Annotated in this window: 22 protein-coding genes and 1 other RNA gene; 11 read left to right on the top strand and 12 right to left on the bottom strand. The window is 65.7% G+C overall.

Going from position 1 to position 22,246, the window contains the following annotated elements; all coding sequences use genetic code 11:
• Positions 1-60: 60 nt before the first annotated feature.
• Entirely contained in the window at positions 61-1,176 is a 1,116-nt protein-coding gene (gene purM, locus ACXJ1Z_RS14040) for a phosphoribosylformylglycinamidine cyclo-ligase (RefSeq protein WP_463777457.1), read from the top strand.
• A 25-nt stretch (positions 1,177-1,201) separates the two neighbouring features.
• Here the strand turns inward: purM and ACXJ1Z_RS14035 are convergent, their stop codons facing one another.
• On the bottom strand, positions 1,202-2,257 hold the full coding sequence (locus ACXJ1Z_RS14035) for an AI-2E family transporter (RefSeq protein ID WP_463777456.1): 1,056 nt from the start codon (positions 2,255-2,257) through the stop codon (positions 1,202-1,204).
• Between the two features lie 176 nt (positions 2,258-2,433).
• On the opposite strand from ACXJ1Z_RS14035, the gene purN reads away from it, so the two are divergent.
• Positions 2,434-3,405 (top strand): phosphoribosylglycinamide formyltransferase, encoded by a 972-nt coding sequence (gene purN, locus ACXJ1Z_RS14030; protein ID WP_463777454.1) that lies wholly within the window; start codon positions 2,434-2,436, stop codon positions 3,403-3,405.
• A 460-nt stretch (positions 3,406-3,865) separates the two neighbouring features.
• Here purN and ACXJ1Z_RS14025 read toward each other — a convergent pair whose 3' ends face one another.
• The 4 genes from ACXJ1Z_RS14025 to ACXJ1Z_RS14010 all read right to left on the bottom strand — a co-directional run bounded on the left by ACXJ1Z_RS14025 (position 3,866) and on the right by ACXJ1Z_RS14010 (position 6,696).
• Positions 3,866-4,114, bottom strand: coding sequence for a hypothetical protein (locus ACXJ1Z_RS14025; protein ID WP_463777452.1), 249 nt, complete (start codon positions 4,112-4,114; stop codon positions 3,866-3,868).
• A 110-nt stretch (positions 4,115-4,224) separates the two neighbouring features.
• Positions 4,225-4,647, bottom strand: a complete 423-nt coding sequence (gene ndk, locus ACXJ1Z_RS14020; RefSeq protein WP_463777451.1) for a nucleoside-diphosphate kinase — start codon at positions 4,645-4,647, stop codon at positions 4,225-4,227.
• A gap of 91 nt (positions 4,648-4,738) precedes the next feature.
• On the bottom strand, positions 4,739-5,176 hold the full coding sequence (locus tag ACXJ1Z_RS14015) for a DNA polymerase III subunit chi (protein WP_463777449.1): 438 nt from the start codon (positions 5,174-5,176) through the stop codon (positions 4,739-4,741).
• 44 nt (positions 5,177-5,220) lie between these two features.
• The gene (locus ACXJ1Z_RS14010) at positions 5,221-6,696 is read right to left on the bottom strand and encodes a leucyl aminopeptidase (protein WP_463777447.1); all 1,476 of its coding nucleotides are present in this window, start codon (positions 6,694-6,696) and stop codon (positions 5,221-5,223) included.
• 129 nt (positions 6,697-6,825) lie between these two features.
• Between ACXJ1Z_RS14010 and ACXJ1Z_RS14005 the strand changes: the two genes are divergently transcribed.
• From ACXJ1Z_RS14005 to rsmA, 4 genes are all read left to right on the top strand, one after another.
• Positions 6,826-9,120 (top strand): LPS-assembly protein LptD, encoded by a 2,295-nt coding sequence (locus ACXJ1Z_RS14005; protein ID WP_463777446.1) that lies wholly within the window; start codon positions 6,826-6,828, stop codon positions 9,118-9,120.
• Positions 9,121-9,267: 147 nt separating this feature from the next.
• Positions 9,268-10,677, top strand: a complete 1,410-nt coding sequence (locus ACXJ1Z_RS14000) for a peptidylprolyl isomerase (RefSeq protein WP_463777444.1) — start codon at positions 9,268-9,270, stop codon at positions 10,675-10,677.
• Positions 10,678-10,684: 7 nt separating this feature from the next.
• Positions 10,685-11,704, top strand: coding sequence for a 4-hydroxythreonine-4-phosphate dehydrogenase PdxA (gene pdxA / locus ACXJ1Z_RS13995; RefSeq protein ID WP_463777443.1), 1,020 nt, complete (start codon positions 10,685-10,687; stop codon positions 11,702-11,704).
• 41 nt (positions 11,705-11,745) lie between these two features.
• Complete coding sequence (gene rsmA, locus ACXJ1Z_RS13990; protein WP_463777441.1) at positions 11,746-12,567, top strand: 16S rRNA (adenine(1518)-N(6)/adenine(1519)-N(6))-dimethyltransferase RsmA; 822 nt, start codon at positions 11,746-11,748, stop codon at positions 12,565-12,567.
• Between the two features lie 19 nt (positions 12,568-12,586).
• Here rsmA and ACXJ1Z_RS13985 read toward each other — a convergent pair whose 3' ends face one another.
• Positions 12,587-14,695: a malate synthase G gene (locus ACXJ1Z_RS13985; RefSeq protein WP_463777440.1), complete on the bottom strand. Its 2,109-nt coding sequence runs from the start codon at positions 14,693-14,695 to the stop codon at positions 12,587-12,589.
• 276 nt (positions 14,696-14,971) lie between these two features.
• Here ACXJ1Z_RS13985 and ACXJ1Z_RS13980 point away from each other — a divergent pair, with 276 nt between their 5' ends.
• Positions 14,972-15,256, top strand: a complete 285-nt coding sequence (locus ACXJ1Z_RS13980; protein WP_463777439.1) for a hypothetical protein — start codon at positions 14,972-14,974, stop codon at positions 15,254-15,256.
• A gap of 94 nt (positions 15,257-15,350) precedes the next feature.
• On the opposite strand, the gene ssrA is transcribed toward ACXJ1Z_RS13980, so the two are convergent.
• Positions 15,351-15,695, bottom strand: a transfer-messenger RNA (tmRNA) gene (ssrA, locus tag ACXJ1Z_RS13975).
• A 24-nt stretch (positions 15,696-15,719) separates the two neighbouring features.
• A complete protein-coding gene (gene mscL / locus ACXJ1Z_RS13970; protein WP_463777438.1) occupies positions 15,720-16,199 on the bottom strand; it encodes a large conductance mechanosensitive channel protein MscL in 480 nt (159 codons plus the stop codon).
• Between the two features lie 157 nt (positions 16,200-16,356).
• Between mscL and ACXJ1Z_RS13965 the strand changes: the two genes are divergently transcribed.
• From ACXJ1Z_RS13965 to ACXJ1Z_RS13950, 4 genes are read left to right on the top strand one after another with little or no spacing between them, the layout of a single operon-like run.
• Positions 16,357-16,974, top strand: a complete 618-nt coding sequence (locus ACXJ1Z_RS13965; RefSeq protein WP_463777436.1) for a LemA family protein — start codon at positions 16,357-16,359, stop codon at positions 16,972-16,974.
• A 23-nt stretch (positions 16,975-16,997) separates the two neighbouring features.
• Positions 16,998-17,786 (top strand): TPM domain-containing protein, encoded by a 789-nt coding sequence (locus ACXJ1Z_RS13960; RefSeq protein ID WP_463777435.1) that lies wholly within the window; start codon positions 16,998-17,000, stop codon positions 17,784-17,786.
• 1 nt (position 17,787) lies between these two features.
• Positions 17,788-18,471, top strand: a complete 684-nt coding sequence (locus ACXJ1Z_RS13955) for a TPM domain-containing protein (protein ID WP_463777433.1) — start codon at positions 17,788-17,790, stop codon at positions 18,469-18,471.
• Entirely contained in the window at positions 18,468-19,004 is a 537-nt protein-coding gene (locus tag ACXJ1Z_RS13950; RefSeq protein ID WP_463777432.1) for an NUDIX hydrolase, read from the top strand. The genes ACXJ1Z_RS13955 and ACXJ1Z_RS13950 overlap by 4 nt, the downstream gene beginning before the upstream one ends.
• A 266-nt stretch (positions 19,005-19,270) precedes the next feature.
• On the opposite strand, the gene mmsB is transcribed toward ACXJ1Z_RS13950, so the two are convergent.
• From mmsB to ACXJ1Z_RS13930, 4 genes are read right to left on the bottom strand one after another with little or no spacing between them, the layout of a single operon-like run.
• Positions 19,271-20,140: a 3-hydroxyisobutyrate dehydrogenase gene (gene mmsB, locus ACXJ1Z_RS13945; protein ID WP_463777431.1), complete on the bottom strand. Its 870-nt coding sequence runs from the start codon at positions 20,138-20,140 to the stop codon at positions 19,271-19,273.
• A 7-nt stretch (positions 20,141-20,147) separates the two neighbouring features.
• Positions 20,148-20,942 carry an enoyl-CoA hydratase-related protein gene (locus tag ACXJ1Z_RS13940; RefSeq protein WP_463777429.1) on the bottom strand — a complete coding sequence of 265 codons (795 nt, stop codon included), beginning with the start codon at positions 20,940-20,942 and terminating at the stop codon, positions 20,148-20,150.
• Positions 20,939-21,982, bottom strand: coding sequence for an enoyl-CoA hydratase/isomerase family protein (locus ACXJ1Z_RS13935; RefSeq protein ID WP_463777427.1), 1,044 nt, complete (start codon positions 21,980-21,982; stop codon positions 20,939-20,941). Before ACXJ1Z_RS13935 ends, ACXJ1Z_RS13940 begins: the two co-directional genes overlap by 4 nt.
• Positions 21,979-22,239, bottom strand: coding sequence for a hypothetical protein (locus ACXJ1Z_RS13930; RefSeq protein ID WP_463777426.1), 261 nt, complete (start codon positions 22,237-22,239; stop codon positions 21,979-21,981). Before ACXJ1Z_RS13930 ends, ACXJ1Z_RS13935 begins: the two co-directional genes overlap by 4 nt.
• Between the last annotated feature and the right edge of the window lie 7 nt (positions 22,240-22,246).

The following is a 22,246-nucleotide window of genomic DNA, read 5'->3' as shown; positions in this document are numbered from 1 at the left end:
GCGGCCTTGTGCCCAAACGCCGATGGAAATCCAAGCGGTAAAGCGTTAGGCGCGCTGGCTATGTCAGACGAAACCACAAAGACGCCGCCTGCGGGCTCCTACAGCTATGCCCAGGCCGGGGTCTCGATCGCGGCCGGCAACGCGCTGGTAAAAGCCATCGCGCCGCTCGCCCGCGCCACCGCGCGCCCCGGTGCGGATGCCGAGCTGGGCGGCTTCGGCGGCTTCTTCGATCTGCGCGCGGCCGGCTATACCGATCCGCTGCTGGTCGCCGCCAACGATGGTGTCGGCACCAAGGTCAAGCTGGCGATCGACCATGACCGTCATGACGCGATCGGCATCGATCTGGTGGCGATGTGCGTGAACGACCTGATCGTCCAGGGTGCGGAGCCGCTGTTCTTCCTCGACTATTTCGCGACCGGCAAGCTGGAGAACGGCATCGCCGAACGCGTCGTCGCCGGCATCGCCGAGGGTTGCCGCATCGCCGGCTGCGCGCTGATCGGGGGCGAGACCGCCGAGATGCCGGGCATGTACGCGCCGGGCGACTACGACCTCGCCGGCTTCTGCGTCGGCGCGGTGGAGCGCGGGCAGCAGCTGACCGGTGACAAGGTGGCGGACGGCGACGTGCTGCTGGGCCTCGCTTCCTCGGGTGTGCATTCCAACGGCTATTCGCTGGTCCGCAGGCTGGCGGCGGACAAGGGCTGGAAGCTCAACCGCCCGGCCCTGTTCGATTCCGACGTGCTGCTGATCGAAGCGCTGATCGAGCCGACTCGGATCTACGTCAAAAGCCTGCTGCCGCTGGTGCGCACGGGCAAGATCCACGCCCTCGCCCACATCACCGGCGGCGGCTTGCTCGAGAACATCCCGCGCGTGCTGCCCGAGGGTTTGCGCGCGCATGTCGATGCCGATGCATGGGACCAGCCCCGGCTGATGGCATTCCTGCAGGCACAGGGGCACATCGAGCCCGAGGAAATGGCCCGCACCTTCAACTGCGGCGTCGGCATGGTGCTGGCGGTGGCGCCGGACGAGGTCGCCGACGTGACTGCGGCGCTGGTCGCAGCCGGCGAAACGGTGGTGCGAGTGGGCGAGATCCGGGCCGGCCAGCGCGGTTGCACCGTCAGCGGCAGCATCGAGACGTGGTCAGCCCGCGAGCCGTGGACCGCCAGCCACGACGCCTGAGGCCTTCCTGCCCCGGCGGCGTCGCCTAGTCGATGCCGCCGGGCACACCCTCGATATCCTCGCCCAGGGTGTCGCGCAGGTAGAATTCGCGCACTGCGACGAAGGCGATGATAAGCAGCGCGCCGGCGAAGAACACGCCATAGACGCCGAACACCGCGCCGACCGCCAGGATCGTGAACAGCGTCAGCGCGGGCGGGATGCTGACGACCTGGCGATTGACGAAAGGCGTCATCAGCCAGCCCTCGATCACCCGTACCGCGAGATAGGCGATGCAGGTGCGGATCAGGATTTCGCTGCTTTCCGACGCGGCCAGACCGATCGCGGGGAGCATCGCCACCGCCGGGCCGACATAGGGCACGAACTCGCTCAAGCCGCCCAGCAAGCCCAGCGCCGCCCACGATTCGAGGCCGGCGAGCCACAGCGACCCGCCGATGATGACCGCCATGATGATCATCGTGATCAGCTTGGCCTTGAGCCACAGGCGCAGCGCGAACACCATCTCGTTCAGCGCGCGTTCCATCGTCGTGCGGGCGGGCGGCGGGGTCAGCAGGATCACCGCGTTGCGATAGGGCGCGGGGTTGCCGGCGATGAACAGCGCGCCGACGATGACGATCACGAAGTTGAGCAGGATCTCGCCCGCGCCGCGCACCAGGTCGCTCAGGCTGTCGGCGATCTTGCTGCCGCCCGCCGCCGCCTCGCCCGCCTGGACCACCGCCGCGCCAACCTTGCTGGCGGAAAGGCCGCGCTCGATCTTGTCGAGCGTGCCCGGCAGGTTGCTCAGCATCGCCCCAAGCTCGGTACCGAACTGGACGATCAGCAGGTAGCCGATGGCGCCGAACAGCGCGAGGACGATCCCCGTGCCGAGCGCCAGCGCCACGCTCCAGTTGCGCACGCCGGCCTTTTGCAAGGCATGCGCGGCGCTGCGGAACATGACCGCGCCCAATACCGACCCGAACGCCAGCAGCAGCAGATCCGACGCGCGCCAAACCATCAGCAGCACCGCGGCGATCAGCAGCGTCCAGCCCAGCCGGCGCAAGTAGGCCATGTCCTCGGGCCGGGGCTTGAACGGTGCCTCGATCATGCGGTTGCCCGTCCCGCCGCGAAGGCATAGGGGCTGCGCCAGGCGGCCACGACGAAGGCCGCACGAAGCGAGCCGGATTGGAAGGGGCCAGGCATGATGCACATTCCTTACGGAACATACCTGAGGTTCCGCAAGGCCCAGGCCGCAATGGTCGCGGGACGAAAGGGCATCGGCTCGTGATCCCGGAAGGTTCGAGCCGAACGCGCGCCAGGGTGGCGGTGCTGATCTCCGGCAGCGGCACCAACATGGCCGCCCTGCTCTACGCCAGCCGGGCGCAGGATTGCCCCTATGAGATCGTGCTGGTCGCCAGCAACAAGCCCGATGCGGGAGGCCTGCGACTGGCCGAGGCCGAGGGCATCGCCACCTTCGCGCTGTCGCACAAGGGCATGGCGCGCGAGGATCACGACGCAGCCATGGACGCGGCGATTCGCGCCAGCGGTGCGCAGTGGGTGGCGTTGGCGGGGTACATGCGCATCCTGACACCGGGCTTCGTCGCGGGCTGGGATGGACGCATGGTCAACATCCATCCATCGCTGCTGCCCAAGTACACCGGCCTGCACACGCACGAGCGTGCGATCGCGACGGGGGACAGCCACGGCGGCGTAACGGTTCACCTCGTCACCGCGGAACTCGATTGCGGCCCAATCCTGGGCCAGACCCCGGTGGCGATCATGGCGACCGACACGCCCGATACCCTGGCCGGCCGGGTGCTGATCGCGGAGCACCAGCTTTATTCGCGATGCCTCGCCGAACTGGTCGCGCGCGAGACGTCGCCCGCTTGGCTGCTGGGACAGGTGCGTGAACGCGCGCTCGCCTTGCCGCAAGCGGACGAGATCGTCAGCCACGGTATGCCCTGCTTCGGGATCGTCAAGGGCAAGAAGTTCGCCTACTTTTCGTCCGATCATCATGGCGACGGTCGCACCGCCCTGCTGGTCAAGATCGCCGGCGCGGACGAGCAGGCGCATTTGATCGAGCAGGATGCCGCGCGCTATTTCCGCCCCGCCTACTTCGGCGACGACTGGATCGCCATCCGCGTGGATCTGGGCGATACCGACTGGGACGGCATCGCGGCGTGGCTGGGCCGATCATGGCATGCGGTCGCACCCGGAAAGCTGACGAAGCTGGCGGCGATCGGCGACGGGTTCTGACCGCTCTGCGCACCTCGCGAAGATCCGAAGCGGGCACGGCTCGACACCCGCCGGCGAGCGCGGGATAACGCCTGGGAAAACACACGGCGGACGTTGCGGCCGGCGCGGGGTACCTGGCACGACAGGCTTGGCTCGCGTTCCATCTCGCGACCGGCCGACGGGGGAAGCGCGTAAGCGGACCGCCAGCTCGACCTTCTTGTCATGCGAAGCCCCGGCGGCGAAAGGTTCGCGAGAACACCGCCGGTTTGAACGATCGGGAGAGCCTGCGGGCGTACCGCCGGATGCCGATCGTCATGCAGTCGCATCGGGTGCAGGCGCCCGTCTATGAAGCGCCGGCCGCACGGTGCGGGTTGGTCGAACGATGCACCGTTCCCCGCACCCGCCGTTTACCGGGTCAGGCCGAGACCTGCTCCAGTGCCGCAGCGTATAACCGATACGGTTCGTCAAGTCAAGTCCGGCGTCAGACCTCGGCGAAATCGACCACAGGCCGGCTTTCGCGCGTGCCTTTGTAGCGGGCGTTGGGATCGGTGACGTCGCCGGCGATCAGGACGTGATCGTCGTGTACCTCCAGCAGCGTGCCGACGAACGGAAAGCCGTCGAGGCTGCCGGTCACCCGATAGCTCACCGTATCACCGACCTTGAAGCTGGCGGGATCGAAGTTGAACTCGAACGGGCAATTCTCGCCCGCAGTTTCGCCCATGCCCTGCATCGCTGATCTCCTTTGCGCGGCACGATACCGCAACGGTCCTGCATCGATCAAATGCAAAAGGCCGCCCCGAACGGAGCGGCCCTTCGTATTTCAGCCGTTTGGCCGGTCGATCAGCCGACGATCTCTTCGGGCTTGAAGAAGTAGGCGATCTCGATCTCGGCGTTCTCTTCGGAGTCCGAGCCGTGAACCGAGTTGGCCTCGATGCTCTCGGCCAGTTCCTTGCGGATGGTGCCGGCATCGGCGTTCTCGGGGTTGGTCGCGCCCATGATGTCGCGGTTGCGCTTCACGGCGTCGAGACCTTCGAGCACCTGCACGACTACCGGGCCCGAGATCATGAAGCTGACCAGATCACCGAAGAACGGACGCTCCTTGTGGACGGCGTAGAAGCCCTCGGCCTGCTCCTGGGTCATCTGGATGCGCTTGGACGCGACGACGCGCAGGCCGGCATCTTCCAGCATCTTGGTGACGGCGCCGGTCAGGTTGCGGCGCGTGGCGTCGGGCTTGATGATCGAAAAGGTGCGGGTCACGGCCATGGAAAGTTCCTCAGATGCGTCTGTGTTCAAGTTGGGCGCGCCCCTAGCCGGGTCGGCGCGGCGAAGCAAGCCGAGCGAGGATGGGACGCGCTCAACCCGCCTCGGCCCAACGGCCGCCCTCCTGCTTCCAGAAGTGACGTTCGGTGTCGGCGCGACCGCGCAACTGCTTCCACACACCCCGCGCCGCCTCGACCGTCGTATCGTCGAACAACAGGAACGTGCGCGCGAAGCCGGTCGCCTCCTCGCGCCAGCGACCATCGGCCAGCGCCAGGAAACGCGCGCCGTTGGCCGGCTCGCACGCGTCGGACAGCAGCACGGGCTGGCGCGCGTCGTGCGCACCACCCGCCCGGCCGTTGGCGAGGAAACTGTCCGGCAGCGCCCACAGCCCTTCGCCGATACGATCCAGCTGACCGGGATCGGCCGACACCACCAGCATCCGCTCACCCGCATTGAGCGTGGCCCGCGCGAGCAACGGCAGCGCCGCCTCGACCGGATCGCGCGACAGCTGGTAGAAATCGACGCGGGTCATGCCGACAGGCTCATATCGCTTTGATGCCCTGCCCGCCTAGTCCGTCATGCCTCGGCGGTGTCGCGCACGAACCGGTCGAGCAGGCGCACGCCGAAGCCGGTCGCGCCCTTGTCCCAGGTCGCCCCGGACTTGTCGGCCCAGACGGTACCGGCGATGTCGAGGTGCGCCCATGGGGTACCGTTTTCGATGAATCGCTTGAGGAACTGCGCCGCGGTGATCGATCCGGCGTAGCGGCCGCCGACGTTCTTCATGTCGGCGATCGGGCTGTCGATCATCTTGTCGAACTCGGAACCCATCGGGAAGCGCCACAGCCGCTCACCCGTGGCGGCGCCGGCTGCGGTCAGGTCCGCCGAAAGCGCGTCGTCGTTCGAGAACAGACCGGCGTACTCGAACGCCAGCGCGGCGATGATCGCGCCGGTCAGGGTCGCGAGATCGACGATCCGGCTCGGCGCATATTCGCGCTGCACCCAGGTGAGCGCATCGCACAGCACCAGCCGGCCTTCCGCGTCGGTATTGATGACCTCGATCGTCTGCCCCGACAGCGACTTCACCACGTCGCCGGGACGCTGGGCGTTACCGTCGGGCATGTTCTCGACCAGGCCGCAAACCGCGACGACGTTGGCCTTGGCCTTGCGCAAGGCGAGCGCGAGCATGGTGCCGGCCACCGCGCCGGCGCCGCCCATGTCCCACTTCATGTCTTCCATGCCGCCAGCACCCTTGATACTGATGCCACCGCTGTCGAAGGTCACGCCCTTGCCCACGAAGGCGATCGGGCCCGCACCCTTCTGGCCGCCTTGTTCGCCGCCGTTCCATTCCATGACCAGCAGCTGCGCATCGCGGACCGAGCCTTGCGAGACGCCGAGCAACGAGCCCATGCCCAGCTCCGCCATTTCGGCTTCGCCCAGCACGCGGATCTTGAGGCCGGTGCCCTCCATCCGTTCACGACAGCGCGCGACGAAGCTTTCGGGATAGATGATGTTGGCCGGCTCGGTCACCAGTTCACGCGTGAACTCAACCCCGGTGGCGAGCGCCTGTTCGATCTCCCACTGCGCTTCGGTGCCTGCGGGCGCGCCGATCACGGTCACCCCGGTGAGCGTCGGCTTCTTGTCGTCGCTCTGCGTGGTGCGATAGGTGTCCCAGCGCCAGGCGCGCAGGCGCAGGCCCAGCAGCAGCGCGGCGGCCTGCTCTACCGAAAGGCCGCTGTTCGAAAGATCGATGGCGAGCGTCGTCTCGCCCGAGGTGAGGAAGCGCGCGACGATACCGGCGCCGGCCTTTTCCGCCGAGACGACGCGATCCTTGTCATCCACGCTGCCCAGTCCGGCAAGCACGAGGCGTACGACGCGGCCGTCACGCTCGACATAACTTTCGAGCAACTGGCCTGGTTTGCCCGTGAATTTGGCGCGTCTGGCCGCTTCAAGCACGGTTGCTTCGGATCCGGCGGGCAACGCATCCTGATTGACCGGTACCACGAGAATGGCGGCCTGCGGCGACACACCTGCATCAAGGAACTGAATTTGCATGGATTCTCCTCAGCCGATCGAAAACGCAGACCTGACCGCCCGCCGCGCGACTTGCAAGCTGTCGCAAAGGTTCCAGGTTCGCATCACCGGCGGATTGCAGTTAAGCGCGGGCGATGCGATAGGCAAGCCATGCCCCCCGTCCTGCCGATCCCACCGCAAGCCCCCTCCCTTCGCTTGCGCTCCCACTCGCTGAGTGCGCTGGCGGCAGGGCTCGTCGCCTTTGCCGCTCCCGGCGCCGCGCTGGCGCAGGATCTCACGCGCCCGATTCCGGACCAGCCGATGGTGGTGCCCCCAGCCCCGCCGCCCGCGACGAGTGCGAACGAGATTCCGGTCGCCTTCGCCGCCGACAAGGTGGAATACGCGCAGAATTCCGATCAGGTGACCGCCACCGGCAACGTCGTGCTGCGTCGCGACGACCAGTCGGTGCGATCGGATCGCGTCACCTGGAACCAGAAGACCGGCCAGATCATCGCCACCGGCAACGTGCGTCTGGTCGACGAGAACGGCAACCAGGTGTTCACCGACCGGGTCGAACTGACCGACGAGCTCAAGACCGGCGCGATGCAGAACCTGCTGATCGCGATGCGCCAGGGCGGTCGTCTGGCGGCGGTCTCCGGCGAGCGCATCGACAACGGCAACGTCATCCTGAACAAGGCCGCCTACACCGGCTGCGCCATCGAGGACAGTGATGGCTGCCCCAAGCAGCCGAGCTGGCGCGTGACCGCGAAACAGGTCGTCTATGACGAGACCGCCGAACGGATCACGTTCAAGAACGCCCGGCTCGAGATGTTCGACCTGATCAAGCTGCCGCTGCCGGGACTGCGCATCTCGACCAGCGGCGGCTCGGTCGGTGGCTTCCTCGTTCCCGATTTCGGCGTGTCGCCGTCCAACGGCCTCGAGATCAGCGATTCCTACTATTGGCAGATCGCCAAGAACCGCGACCTGACCGGCACCGCTTACGTCTATAGCAAGGTCGCGCCGATGGTCGCGGGCCAGTATCGCGCGCTCACCCAGGACGGCGCCTACCAGATCACGGGCTACGCGACCTCCAGCAGCCGCATCCCGATCAGCGGCGACAATCCGCAGTCCAATCGCAGCTTTCGCGGATACGTCTTTGCCAACGGCCGCTTCCAGCTGGATCCGGCGTGGAGCGTGACGACCTCGATCCGGCGCGCCACCGACCGTACGTTCCTGCGCCGCTACGACATCAGCCGCGACGACCGGCTGCGTTCGTTCATCGATGTCGAGCGGATCGATCCCGACAGCTACCTGTCGATATCAGGCTGGAACACCCAGACCCTGCGTACCGGGGTCGACCAGGGCCAGCAGCCGATCGCCCTGCCGCTGATCGACTATCGCCGCCGCTTCGCCGACCCGGTGCTGGGTGGCGTCATCGAAGGTCAGGTGAACACTCTGGCGATCACCCGGCCGAACGGACAGGACACGCAACGCGCGTTCGCCAAGGCGCAGTGGTCGCTCCGCAAGTTGACCGGGATGGGCCAGGAGGTGACGTTTACCGGCTTGCTGCGCGGCGATGTCTATCACTCCAACCAGAACGCGTTGACGACTACAGATCTCTATCGTGGCGAAGCCGGATGGAAGACGCGCGGCATCGCGACTGCGGCGGTCGACGTGCGCTGGCCGCTGGTGGGCGCCGTGTTCGGCGGCACGCAAGTGCTCACCCCGCGTGTCCAGCTGGTCGCGACACCCAACACGCCCAATCTCTCGATCCCCAACGAAGACGCGCGCGCGATCGATTTGGAAGACAGCAACCTGTTCGCACTCAACCGCTTCCCCGGGTACGATCGGATCGAGGACGGCGTGCGCTTCACCTACGGCGTCGACTGGAAATTCGAACGCCCCCGCTGGCGCATCCTCGCGAACGTCGGTCAGTCTATCCGGCTGAGCAATCAGGAGTCCATCCTGCCGGACGGTACCGGCCTGTCCAACAAGACATCCGACATCGTCGGCCGCACCGAAGTTCGCTATCGCGATTTCATCTCGCTCACCCACCGCTACCGGCTGGACAAGGACAGCTTCCAGATGCGGCGCAATGAAATCGATGCGACGATCGGCAACAGCAAGACTTACGCAGAAATCGGCTACACCAAGCTCAATCGCGATATCGACGTGGTCGAGGATCTGCGCGACCGCGAGGAACTGCGCTTCGCCGGCCGCGCATCGATCCTCAACTACTGGTCGATCTTCGGTTCGGCGGTCGTCAACCTGACCGACCGCAGCGAGGATCCGACGTTCGGCTCGGACGGTTTCCAGCCCCTGCGCACGCGCATCGGCGCCGCCTACGAGGATGACTGCCTGCAGGTCGCGCTGACATGGCGACGCGACTACCAGATCATCGGCGACGCGCGCCAAGGCAACTCCTTCTCGGTGAACTTCGCGCTCAAGAACATCGGCTTCAAGTAGCCTTGCCGCATGGCGACTGCGAAACCCGCGACCACCTCATACCATCGGCGGACGCCTGCAATCGCGCTATCGGTCATGCTCATTTTCAGTTAAGCCGCGCTGCTGCAGGGCACGCGATCATGGTACGCCGGGTCGGTTGGATACGACATGACCTTGCGGTATCTGGCCGAGTATCCGGCCCAGGACGGGATAGAAGACACGGTGAAAACCAGCATTCGTAATGGCTTGAGGACAGGTTCGCTCACGCTGGCCGTCCTCGCGGGCGCACTCGCCGTGCCGATCGCGTCGGCGCAACAGCAAGAAGACGCCCAGGGGAACATCACGATCCCCGACGATGTGAAGATCTTTGCCGCCGCCAACAACCCCAACCAGCGGCGCGCCACCGCCGTGGTGAACGGCGACGTCATCACGGGAACCGACGTCGACCAGCGCCTCGCGCTGATCCTTGCCGCCAACGAGAACAAGGTCGGCGATGAGGAAAAATCCCGCCTGCGCCTGCAGGTTCTGCGCAACCTGATCGACGAGACGCTGCAGATTCAGGCCGCCAAGGCCGCCGATATCGAGGTCAAGTCGGCCGAGGTCGATCAGACCTATGCGCGCGTCGCCACCCAGAACTTCGGCCAGAATCCGGCGGCGATGGATGCGTACCTCGGTCGCGTCGGCTCCGCGCCGGCATCGCTCAAGCGCCAGATCCTTGGCGAACTTTCGTGGCAGCGCCTGCTTAGCCGCAACGTCGCACCTTTCGTCAACGTCTCGGATGACGAGGTGAAGGAAGTGATGAGCCGGCTCGAAGCGTCCAAGGGCACCGACGAGTACCGGATCGGCGAGATCTATCTGGCCGCCACGGACGAGGACCAGCAGCAGGTCTCGGACAATGCGCACAAGATCGTCGAGCAGCTCAAGCAGGGCGGCAGCTTCGTCGCCTACGCCCGCCAGTATTCGCAGGCATCGACCGCTGCCGTCGGTGGCGATCTGGGCTGGATCAAGCTTGCCCAGCTGCCGACCGAACTGGCGCAGGCCGCCAGCGAGATCCAGACCGGCCAGCTGGTCGGACCGATCAAGATCCCCGGCGGCTATTCGATCCTCTATCTGATCGACAAGCGCAAGGTCCTCACCGCCGATCCGCGCGATGCGGTGCTGGCGCTCAAGCAGGTTTCGATCAACTTCCCCGCCGGCACCACCGAGGCGCAGGCGACTGCCCGCGCCAAGACGTTCGCCTCGGCGATGCAGGGCGCCAAGGGTTGCGGCGCGGTGGACGAAGTCGCCGGCAAGCTTGGCGCGCAAGTCGTCGCCAACGATCAGGTGCGCGCGCGCGATCTGCCCGGACCGTTGCAGAACGCGGTCCTGGCACTGAACGTCGGCGAAACCTCGCCGCCGTTCGGCTCGATCAAGGAAGGCGTGCGCGTGCTGATGCTGTGCGGGCGCGACGATGCCCCCAATGCCAATGGGCCGAACTTCGACCAGTTGATGAGCCAGATGGAAGACGATCGCATCAACAAGCGCGCGCAGATGTACTTGCGCGATCTTCGCCGCGACGCGGTGATCGAGTACAACTGATCGCCTGATGGAACGGCGCGCGCCGCTCGCGGTATCGCTTGGCGATCCGGCCGGCATCGGGCCGGAACTGATCGCCGAAGCCTGGCTGCGGCGCGATGCCGAGGATCTGGCGCCGTTCTTCGCCAGCGGCGGCGCTAATGTCCTGACGTCCGCATCACGCCGGCGTGGGCTCGACGTGACGATCGTGCCGATTGGCGATCCCGCCGAGGCAGGCGCCGCTTTCGCCCGTGGTCTACCGGTGCTGGGCGGCTATGATGCCGACTATCGACCCGGCGAACCCGACGAGCAAGGCGCGCGGTTCGCGATCGCCTCGCTCACCGAAGCGACCGCGCATGCCGTACAGGGCCGCGCCACCGGCATCGTAACCGGCCCGATTGCCAAATCGCACCTCGCCCGCTTCGGCTTCACGCAACCGGGGCAGACCGAATTCGTCGCCGATGCCAGCGGCACCGTTCGCGAAGACGCCGTGATGATGCTCGCCGGTCCCTCGTTGCGGACGGTGCCCCTGACTGTTCACGCGGCACTGGCGGATGTGCCCGGCCTGATTACGGTCGACCTGATCGTACGCCGCGTGACCGTGATCCTCGCCGCACTTGCCCGTGATTTCGGCATCCCTAAAGCGCGGATCGCGGTGACCGGCCTCAATCCGCACGCGGGCGAGGATGGCCGCATGGGTGTTGAGGAGCAGCGCATCATCCGCCCGGCGATCGACCGCTTGCGGGCCGCGGGCCATGCGGTCACCGGCCCCCACCCGGCCGACGCGCTGTTCGCCGCCCACGAACGCGGGCGCTATGACGTGGCAGTGTGCATGTATCACGATCAGGCCCTGATACCGATCAAGGCGCTGGACTTCGATCAGGGCGTCAACGTCACCCTCGGGCTGCCGATCGTGCGGACCTCGCCCGACCACGGCACTGCGTTCGCCATCGCCGGCACCGGCCAGGCAAGCGCGGGCGCGACGATCGCCGCGATCCGCATGGCCGGTGAATGCGCGGCCCAGCGCCTGAAGGCACACGGTTCGATCTGAACGGCTCGACTTCGCGCGACCTGAGCGCGTAGGGACGTGCGATGCATCCACCCCTCCCCCCCTTGCGCGAGGTCATCGCGCGCCATGGGCTGTCGGCCAGCAAGGCGCTCGGCCAGAACTTCTTGCTGGACGAGCAATTGCTCGACCGCATTGCCGCCGTTCCTGGCTCTCTCGACGGCCAGCATGTTCTCGAAGTCGGGCCCGGCCCGGGTGGACTGACCCGCGCGCTGTTGCGGGCGGGCGCGCATGTCACCGCGATCGAGATGGATCGGCGCTGCCTGCCCGCGCTTGCCGAGCTGGCCGATGCGTTTCCCGGACGGTTGCGCGTGATCGAGGGTGACGCGCTGAAGATCGACCCCGCCACCTTGTTCGACGGTCCCTACGCCATCGTCGCGAATCTGCCCTACAACGTCGGCACCGCCTTGTTCACCGGCTGGCTGACCGGCGAGACCTGGCCACCGCGCTGGACCTCGCTGACCCTGATGTTCCAGGAGGAAGTCGCGCGGCGGATCATCGCCGCGCCGGACACCGGCGCCTACGGGCGACTGGCAGTCCTGGCGCAGTGGCGATCGACCGCGCGGCTGGCGATGAAGGTCCACCGCAGCGCCTTCACGCCCGCGCCCAAGGTCATGTCGGCGATCGTTCACGTCGAGCCGGCACCGGCGCCAACAGGCGTCTCGATGCGGATGCTCGAGCGGCTGACCGAGGCTGCGTTCGGCCAGCGCCGCAAGATGCTGCGCCAGAGCGTCAAAGGCTTGCCCGGCGCGCTCGATGCCCTGGCCGAATGCGGTATCGACCCGCAACGACGGGCCGAGACGCTGAGCATCCCGGAGTTCGTAGCTATCGCGAAAGTCCTCAGCTAAGCTGTTGGTGTAACAACGTTTACGCCAAGGCCTTCTTCTTCAGGCGCCAAGCATGAAGCAGGGGTTCGGTGTAGCCGTTGGGCTGCTCGGCTCCCTTGAACACGAGGTCGCACGCCGCCTGAAAAGCCAGCGAAGTCTCCCAGTTCCCGGTCATCGGTTCGTAGAGCGGATCGCCTGCGTTCTGCGCATCGACCTTCGCCGCCATCCGCTTGAGCGAATCCAGAACCTGGTCCTCGCTGCAGACGCCATGCAGCAGCCAGTTGGCCATATGCTGGCTGGAGATGCGCAGCGTCGCGCGATCTTCCATCAGTCCGATGTCGTTGATGTCGGGCACCTTGGAGCAGCCGACACCCTGATCGATCCAGCGCACGACATAGCCCAATAGACCCTGCGCATTGTTGTCGAGTTCCTCGCGAACCTCGTCCTCGGACCAGTTCACCCCATCCGCCAACGGCACCTGCAACAGGGCATCGAGGCCCGGGATCGTCGCGATAGCCGCATCGCTACGCAGGTCGAACACGTCGACCTGATGGTAATGCATGGCATGGAGCGTCGCGGCCGTCGGCGATGGCACCCAGGCGGTGTTCGCGCCGGTCTTGGGGTGGCCGATCTTCTCGACCATCATCGCCGCCATGCGATCGGGTGCCGCCCACATGCCCTTGCCGATCTGGGCCCGCCCCGAAAGTCCATGCGCCAACCCGATGGCGACATTGCGTTTTTCGTAGGCCTGGATCCAGCCGCTCGCCTTGATCGCGCCTTTGCGGATCATCGGGCCTGCGCGCATCGACGTATGGATCTCGTCGCCAGTGCGATCGAGGAAGCCGGTGTTGATGAAGACGATACGATCCTTCACCGCATGAATGCATGCGGCGAGGTTTGCCGATGTCCGCCGCTCCTCGTCCATGACGCCGACCTTGATGGTATGGCGCGGCAGCTGCAGCAGATCCTCAACCGCATCGAACAAGTCGTTGGTAAAGCTGCACTCTTCCGGACCATGCATCTTCGGCTTGACGACGTAGATCGAACCCTCGCGGCTGTTGCGGAACCGGCCGAGTCCCTTGACGTCCTGTGCCGAGATCGCGCTGGTTAGCACCGCGTCCATCACGCCTTCGGGTATCTCCGAGCCATCCGCGAGCAGGATCGCAGGGTTTGTCATCAGATGGCCGACATTGCGCACGAACAACAGGCTGCGGCCCGGCAGTGCCAGCGCATCGCCATCGCTGGTGGTCAGGGCCTTGTCTTCGGCGAGCGCGCGAGTCATCGCCTGACCGCCCTTCTCGAAGGTATCCGTCAGATCGCCACGGATGACGCCGAGCCAGTTGGCATAGGCCAGGATCTTGTCCGCAGCGTCGACCGCAGCGATCGAATCCTCAAGATCGACGATCGTGGTCAGCGCCGCTTCCAGCACGATATCGGCGATTCCCGCCTTGTCGGTGCTGCCCACGGCATGGGTCGGATCGACGATGACCTCAATGCCAAGTCCGTTGCTGCGATAGAGCCGGCCATTCTTGGTGGTCCCGCGATACTGCAGCGGCGTCGCCAGTTCGATCGCGGTGATATCCGCGATATCCGCCCACGAACCCTGCGCCAGCGGCACCGCCTGGTCCAGGAACGCACGACCCGCCGCGATCACCGCGGCGCCGCGTACCGGGTCGTAGCCTTTGCCCTGTGCTGGCGCCGCATCGAGCGCGTCGGTGCCATACCAGGCGTCGTACAGGCTGCCCCAGCGCGCGTTCGCCGCGTTCAGCAGGAACCGGGCATTGAGCACGGGGACCACGAGCTGCGGTCCGGCCAACGTCGCGATTTCGGCATCGACTTTCTCGGTGCTGACGACGAACGGCGCGGGTTCGGGAACCAGATAGCCGATCTGACGCAAAAATGCCTGATACTCGTCCTGGACCAACGGCTTGCCGGCGCGCTGCTGGTGCCAAGCGTCGATCTGAGATTGCAGATCGTCCCGCTTGGCGAGCAAGGCGCGGTTGCGCGGTGCAAAATCGCGCAGCAGCGCGGCGAACCCGCTCCAGAAATCATCGACCGACGTGCCGATTGGCGGAAGAATGTCGGTCTCGACGAACTTCGCCAGTTCGGCATCGACCTGCAAACCGGAACGCTCAACCCTGCCTGTCATGAGACCTCGCAACAATAAACGGCGCGCCATGAGACTGGCCGCCTTTTGTGAACACCGATGCTGTCCTGGGGAAGAACGATGCGGCTATGGCGGATGGTGGAAAGCTTGGCAACCGCACGACCCACGATCGCGCGACTACGGGTGATCCACTGGACTTTGTTAACCTGTCGGAAACCCTTACACGAGAGATTATGTTAACCACCGCCGGCGGCGTAAAATCGGGGCTGGCACGTTCATTGCCTATGCGATGGGACACGGTTCGGACAAAGGGTGACGATGCTCAAGAAGATTTCTCGCCTTTTCGTCATCAAGACCCGGTGGGAGGCGTTTCTCATCATCTACGGTCTTGCGCTCGGAGCCGTCGAACGAGGCAGCGCCTATCTCATCAAGTACCCTGGGCTCGGCGGCAAACTGCTGTTCCTCGCATGCACCGGCGCGGTGTTCATGGCGGGCGCCAAGATGCTCGATTGTCTGCGCCACGAACAGGCACTCGCGGCGCCGGTGCCGGCCGTCATGAACGGTGATGTCAAAAGTGGCATGACAACTGCCGAAGCCCGCTAGCGGGCATAAGCCGCCAGGCACCTGTGCTTGCCGTCCATGTCGTCAATGATGGGGTAAGTGGAGCGCTTCTGTTGCCCGGTGCGCTCCGAACCGCTGGAATCCCTTCTGTTACCCGGTGGGTCCGACCGTGTTCAGGCTTTGTAACTTCAGGGCGTTAGCCCCTAGAATTACGCTGCGAGAGCAAGTGCTTCGTTATCGTTGGCACTTATTGGGTTTTGAGCCTTGAACGGGTTACTCAGCCCGGGCAAAAACAGCGTCTTTGAACACACGTCGATCCTAGTTCGGCCCCGTCATTTCCCTCGCCGAGACGAGAGGAGTGGTGGAGCCGCCGGGTACCGCCCCCGGGTCCGCTGCGTCTATTTCACGCCGCAGTTTATCACCATAGCCGGTCGAGACCGGCGAGATCTCATATAAGGATTGCGCGTCGCTTGTGAAGGGCCTGCTTGCGCGATCGCGCAAGGTTCTATGCCGGTGGCGCGCCGCGCTTCTTCAGTTCGACCAGGATGTCCTTGAGGATATCGAGCTGGGGATCGGTCGCCACCGATTGTTCTGCCGCCGTGTCGGCCGCGTCCTTCTTTTCACGTTCGAGCTTGTCGATCACCCGGTTGACCGAACGCAGCAGCATGAACAGCACCGCCGCTACGATCAGGAAGTTGATGACCTGGGTGACGAAGGCGCCATAGCCCACCATCGCGACGCCCGCGGCCTTGAGCGCCGCATAGTCGGCCAAGCTGCCTTTGTAAGTGGCAGGTATCGATCCCAAGGTTACGAAGTAATTGGAAAAATCGATATCCCCGAACAGCCAGCCGATGATCGGCATGATGATGTTTTCGGTCAGCGCGGTGACGATCTTGCCGAAAGCCGCACCGATGATGACGCCGACTGCGAGATCGAGGACGTTTCCGCGCGCGATGAATTTCTTGAATTCGTCTAGCAAAGTCATCGCGCCATCCCTTGTTCCCTGACGTGCGTCAGCCTGCCAAAGCCTTGTCTCGCTGGCAAGTGTCACGCACCGCTTGCGTGGACGCCGGGCGTCGCTATCTATTCCGCCGTGCAAAGAGGTCCGCACCGCGCGGAGCCGTGAGCCAAGGATGTCCGGAATGCTGCAGACTTTCTCCCGCGCCCATTTCGCCCGCTCCGGTCGCGTGCTCCTGGTTACGGCCGGAGCGATGAGCGTCGCCGCCTGCGGCTTCAATTCGGTTCCGACCAAGCAGGAAGCCGCGAAGGCCAAGTGGGCTGACGTGCAGGCCGCTTTCCAGGAACGTGCGAACCTCGTTCCCAATCTTGCCGCCGTGGCCAAAGGCGCGGCCGAGCAGGAAAAGGCGATCCTGACCGGCGTCGTCGAAGCGCGCGCCAAGGCCACCAGCGTCCAGGTGACGGCCAACGATCTGAACGACCCGGCCAAGATGCAGCAGTTTAGCCAGGCGCAGGAGCAATTCGGTCAGAGCCTCGGCCGCCTGCTCGTCAGCGTCGAAAAGTATCCCGATCTAAAGTCGATCACCAACTATCAGATGCTGCAGACCCAGATCGAGGGTCAGGAAAACCGTATCCGTGTCGCCGTGCGCGACTACAACGGCGCCGTGCAGGATTACAACACCGAGGTACGGGTGTTCCCGACGATGATCGGCGCCAAGCTGCGCGGCGCCTCGCCGTTGGTCCCCTACCAGGCCGTGACCCCCGGTGCCGACGTCGCACCAAGCCTTGAAGGCAAGCTGTAGCGCGGCGCTCGGGCGTTCGACCGGTGAGGTTTTTGCTCGGCGCGCTGCTGGCGTGTCTCGGTGCGCTCGTCGCGCAACCCGGTGTCGCGGCGCCGCAGTTCCCCAAGCTGACCGGTCGCGTGGTGGACGACGCCAACATCCTTCCCCCCGATGTCGAACAACGCCTGACCCAGAAGCTCGATACGCTTGAGCGGCAATCGCAGCGCCAGGTTGTCGTCGCGACGGTGCCCGACCTGCAGGGACTGGAGATCTCCGACTACGGCTATCAGCTGGGCCGGGCCTGGGGGATCGGCGACAAGAAGCGTAATGATGGCGTGCTGCTTCTGGTGGCGCCCAACCAGCGCAAGGTGCGGATCGAAGTCGGCTATGGCCTTGAAGGCGTGCTGCCGGACGGCATGGGCTTCCTGATCATCAACAACGACATCGTACCCCGGTTCAAGGCGGGTGACATGCCGGGCGGGATCGAAGCGGGAACCGACGCGATCGTCTCGCAATTGACGCTTCCGCCGCAGCAGGCACAGCAGATCGCCGCCCAGGCGGTACGGCAAAGCAGGCAATCACGCGATCAGGGGGTTCCGGTCGGCGGCATCATCTTCACGCTGGTCATTCTGTTGTTCTTTGTCCTGCCAATCCTGCGCGCGTTTGGCGGTGGTGGCGGCAGGCGCCGCGGTGGCTTCGGCTCACCGATCATCTTCATGCCGGGCGGCTTTGGCGGCGGCGGCGGCGGCGGTTTTGGCGGCGGTGGAGGCGGGGGCGGCTTCTCGGGCGGGGGCGGCAGCTTCGGCGGCGGTGGCGCGAGCGGGAGTTGGTAGCATGAGCAAACTCACCTACCTTTCATCGGCAGACCACCAACGCGTGAGCGACGCCGTGGCCAAGGCCGAAGGCGGCACCGCGGGTGAGATCGTCACCGTGCTGGCCGAGCGTTCGGATGGCTATTCCGACGTGGCGCTCGCCTGGGCTGCCTTTGTCGCCTTGCTGACGCTGGCGATCATGGCCGTGTTGCCCGACGCCTTTCTGGGCGCTGCGGAGATCCTCCAGGGCGGCTGGATCCACAGCTGGACGCCGCGCGACGTCTTGACGCTGGCCTCGTTGGTCACCGGGCTGGCTTTCGCGGCGATGGTGCTGCTGCAGGCCGCGCCGGCGGTGCGTTTCCTGCTGATCCCGCCACCGATCAAGACCAGGCGCGTCCACGATCGGGCGCTGCATACCTTCCGCGTCAGCGCCGAACAGCGAACCACGGGGCGCACCGGCATCCTGATCTACCTGTCGATGCGCGAGCATCGGGCCGAGGTGCTGGCCGACGCGGCGATCGCCAGCAAGGTCGATGCGGAGGTATGGGCCGACGCGCTCGAGGCCTTGCTGGATCATCTGCGACGCGGCGATGTCGCGGGCGGGATGTGCGCCGCGGTGGAGCGCATCGGCGCCATCCTTGCCGAGCATCTTCCCCGCGCAAGCGACGACGTCAATGAATTGCCGGACAGGTTGATAGAAATATGAGCGACGAAGCGAACCTGCCCGAGGAAGTCGTCTGGCAAGGCAAGTTCATCACCGCCAAGCGCCGGGGACGATGGGAATATGTCGGCCGTGCGCGCGGCCTCCGCGCCGCCGTCATCCTGGCGATCGACGACGAGGATCATGTGATCCTGGTCGACCAGTTCCGCATGCCCCTGGGCAAGCGCTGCATCGAATTGCCCGCGGGACTGGTGGGAGATCATGATGACAACCAGGACGAGGATACGAGTGTCGCCGGCGCGCGCGAGCTTGAGGAAGAAACCGGCTATCGCCCCGGTCGCATGGAAGTGATCGGCGAGTTCTTCTCTTCGCCCGGCATGGTGAGCGAAAGCTTCACCCTTTTGCGCGCGCACGATCTGGTGAAAGTCGGCGAAGGCGGCGGTGTCGAGAGCGAGGACATCACCGTGCATCGCGTGCCCCTGTCGGGGATCGACGCCGCGATCGATCGCTTCAGGACCGATGGCTTTGCGGTCGACGTAAAGATCCTGACGCTGCTGGGCCCAGGCATCCTGGCCTGAGCCATTGCGCACGAGCATCGGCACCTGCCAGCGCAAGGCACGGTTTCGCGAGGAAGGCGAAGCGCTGGCCGCAGCCGCGAGGGCGCCCTTCCCGCTGCGCCCCTACCGCTGCGAGCTATGCCGACAGTTTCACCTGACGAGCCGCACGAAGGGCATGCGGGTGCCCAGGTTCGAGCGCGAACGGCGTACCGCCGCTGAAGGCGATCAAGAACGACCGGCGGAATAAGGCGCCGGGTCGATCCGCCAGCACGGGCCGGCAACCCCGCTCACAATGTCGTGAAGATCGCGCCGAAGTCCTTGCCGCCATGACCCGCTTCGACGAAGGCTTCGTAGATCTTCGTCGCGTGTTCGCCCAGCGGCACGGTCGCGCCGGCGGTCTGCGCCCCGCCCATCGCCAGCCGCAAGTCCTTCAGCATCAGCGCCGAAGCGAATCCACCCTGATAGTCGTTGTCGGCCGGGCTCGTGGCACCGATGCCGGGAGCCGGCGTGTAGTCGTTTAAAGACCAGTTGTAGCCGGTCGATTTCGAGCTGATCTCGAAGAACTTCTGCGGATCGAGCCCGGCCTTTTCGGCCAGGGCCAACGCTTCGCAAGTGCCGATCATGTGGATCGCCAGCAGCATGTTGTTGCACATCTTGGCAACCTGCCCGCTCCCGATCGCGCCGGCGTGGATCACCGCCTTGGCCATCGGTTCGAACACGGCCTGCGCCTTTGCGAACGCCGCCTCGGTACCGCCGACCATGAAGGTCAGCGTGCCGCCGTTGGCCGCGGCGATCCCGCCCGAGACCGGCGCATCGACCATCGCGTAGCCCCCCGCCTCGGCCAGCCCGGCGACTTCGCGTGCGGTGGCCAGATCGATCGTCGAGCAATCGAGGAACAGTGCACCGGCCGGCGCCTTGCCGATGACATCCTTGGTGTAGACCGCCTTCACGATGGCGCCGTTGGGCAGCATGGTGACCACCGCCTCGGCATTGGCAACGGCGTCCGGCACGGCGGTGAACGGGGTGCAGCCGCTGTCCTTGGCGCGGGCCAGCGCGTCTTCGGACAAGTCGAAGGCGGCAACGTCGTGCCCCGCCTTGACGAGGTTCGCGGCCATGCCGCCGCCCATGTTGCCAAGGCCGATGAACGCGATCTTCATGGCGGGCCTAGCGCCCCTTCCAGACGCCGGGCCGCTTCTCGACGAAGGCGGCCATGCCCTCGGCCTTGTCCTCGGTGGCGGTGAGGACCTGGAACATGCGGCGTTCCATGACGAGGCCGGTCTGCAGCGTCGTTTCGAACGCCATGTTGACCATTTCCTTGTTCATCATCGCGGCCAGTGGCGGCATGCCGGCGATCAGCTCGGCTGCCTTGAGCGCTTCGTCGAGCAGCTGGTCGGCCGGCACCACGCGGCTGACGAGGCCCGAGCGCTCGGCCTCGGCGGCGTCCATGTTGCGGCCGGTGAGGCACAGGTCCATCGCCTTGGCCTTGCCGATCGCGCGGGTCAGGCGCTGGGTACCGCCCATGCCGGGTGCGACCGCGAGGCGGATCTCGGGCTGGCCGAACTTGGCGGTTTCGGAGGCAATGATGAAGTCGGCCATCATCGCCACTTCACAGCCGCCACCCAGCGCAAAGCCGTTGACCGCAGCGATCCACGGTTTGCGGATGGCGTTGGCGAACTTCGTGGTCCAGCCCGAGAAGAAGTCTTCGGAATAGAAATCCGCGCCCGGTTTCTCGACCATCTCCTTGATGTCGGCGCCCGCGGCGAAAGCCTTGTCGCCCGACCCGATCAGCACCGCGCAGCCCTGCGACTTGTCGGCCTCGAACCTGGCGAAGGCGTCGATCAGCTCGGCCAGCACGGTCGAGTTCAGCGCGTTGAGCGCCTTGGGCCGGTTGAGCGTGACCAGCGTGACCGCGCCCCTCTGCTCGACCAGGATCGTCTCGTAGGCGGTTTCGGTGCTCATAGGGGCTTCCATCCTTCGTTGGCGGGGAGCGGCGCAAAGATCGCGTCCAGCTCGTCGTCGGTGACACCCTCGGGCGTCGGCGGGTTCCATTTGGGCGCGTGATCCTTGTCGACGATCACCGCGCGGACGCCCTCGGCGAAATCGGGGCGCAGCAGCACCCGCGCGCCAAGGCGATATTCCAGCGCCATGTTGGCGGCAAAGTCGGTCAGGTGCGCGGACTCCGCAAGCTGCCGCAGCGAGACCTTGCAGGCCTGCGGGCTCTTGGCGCGGAGTGTGGCGAGTTCCTTGGCCGCCCATTCGCTGTCGTCCGCTTCCAGGCTGGTCAGGATATCCTCCAGCCTATCGGATGCGAAGTGCTTGCGGATCGCGGCGGCTTGCGCAGCGATCTTCGGCTCGGGCGGCGTGACAGCAAGCGCCGAAAGCACCCCGCCGATCTCGTCACCAGCGGCGATCCTCTGCTTGGCTTCGGCGATTGCGCCGGCTGGCAGGTAGTGGGTAGCAAGCCCGCTCCACAGACATTCCGCGCCATCCAGCCGCGCGCCGGTGAGCGCGAGGAAATGACCCAGCCGTCCGTCGAGGCGCGAGAGGTACCAGCCGCCGCCGACATCGGGGAACAGGCCGATCCCGGTTTCGGGCATGGCGAAGCGGGTGTTCTCGGTCGCGACGCGGTATTTCGCGGGCTGCGAGATGCCGACACCGCCACCCATGGTGATGCCGTCCATGAACGCGACCACCGGTTTGTCGTAGGTGAACAGCAGATGGTTGAGCCGGTATTCGTCGAAGAAGAACGCCCGGCCGGCGACGCCGCCGTCGGTCAGCGCCGACTGGCGCAGCAGATTGATATCGCCGCCCGAGCAGAAGCCGCGACCTTCGCTGTGTTCGAGAATTACCGCCTTCACCGCCGGCTCGGCCCGCCACGCGAGCAGCGCCTCGGTCATCGCCAGGCACATCTCCAGCGTCAGGGCATGGATCGCCTTGGGCCGGTTGAGCGAGAGGTACCCGGAAACGCCTTCGCGCCGGGTCAACAATTCATCGGTCATCGCGGGGCGTCTTTCGACGAGTGGACGGTGATCATCGACGACGCGTCATCCGCTTCCTTCATCAGATCGAACACCAGCCCCTGCCCCTTTTTGTATCGCAAACTGACGTGCGATTGGGTGCGATGGCGCACCACCATGATGCCGCACAGGCAGACCGTCGCCACCGCCGCTAGGCTCGCGATGGCCGGGACCGCCGCCACCCCGGCAAGAACGACGGGAGCGGTCCGGGCCGCATTCACCAGAAGCGGATTTGCCATCGGCTGT

The organism is Novosphingobium sp. TK46, assembly GCF_055361525.1.
The sequence above is the reverse complement of the archived record's forward strand: the minus strand, read 5'-3'. Positions and strand labels throughout refer to the sequence as shown.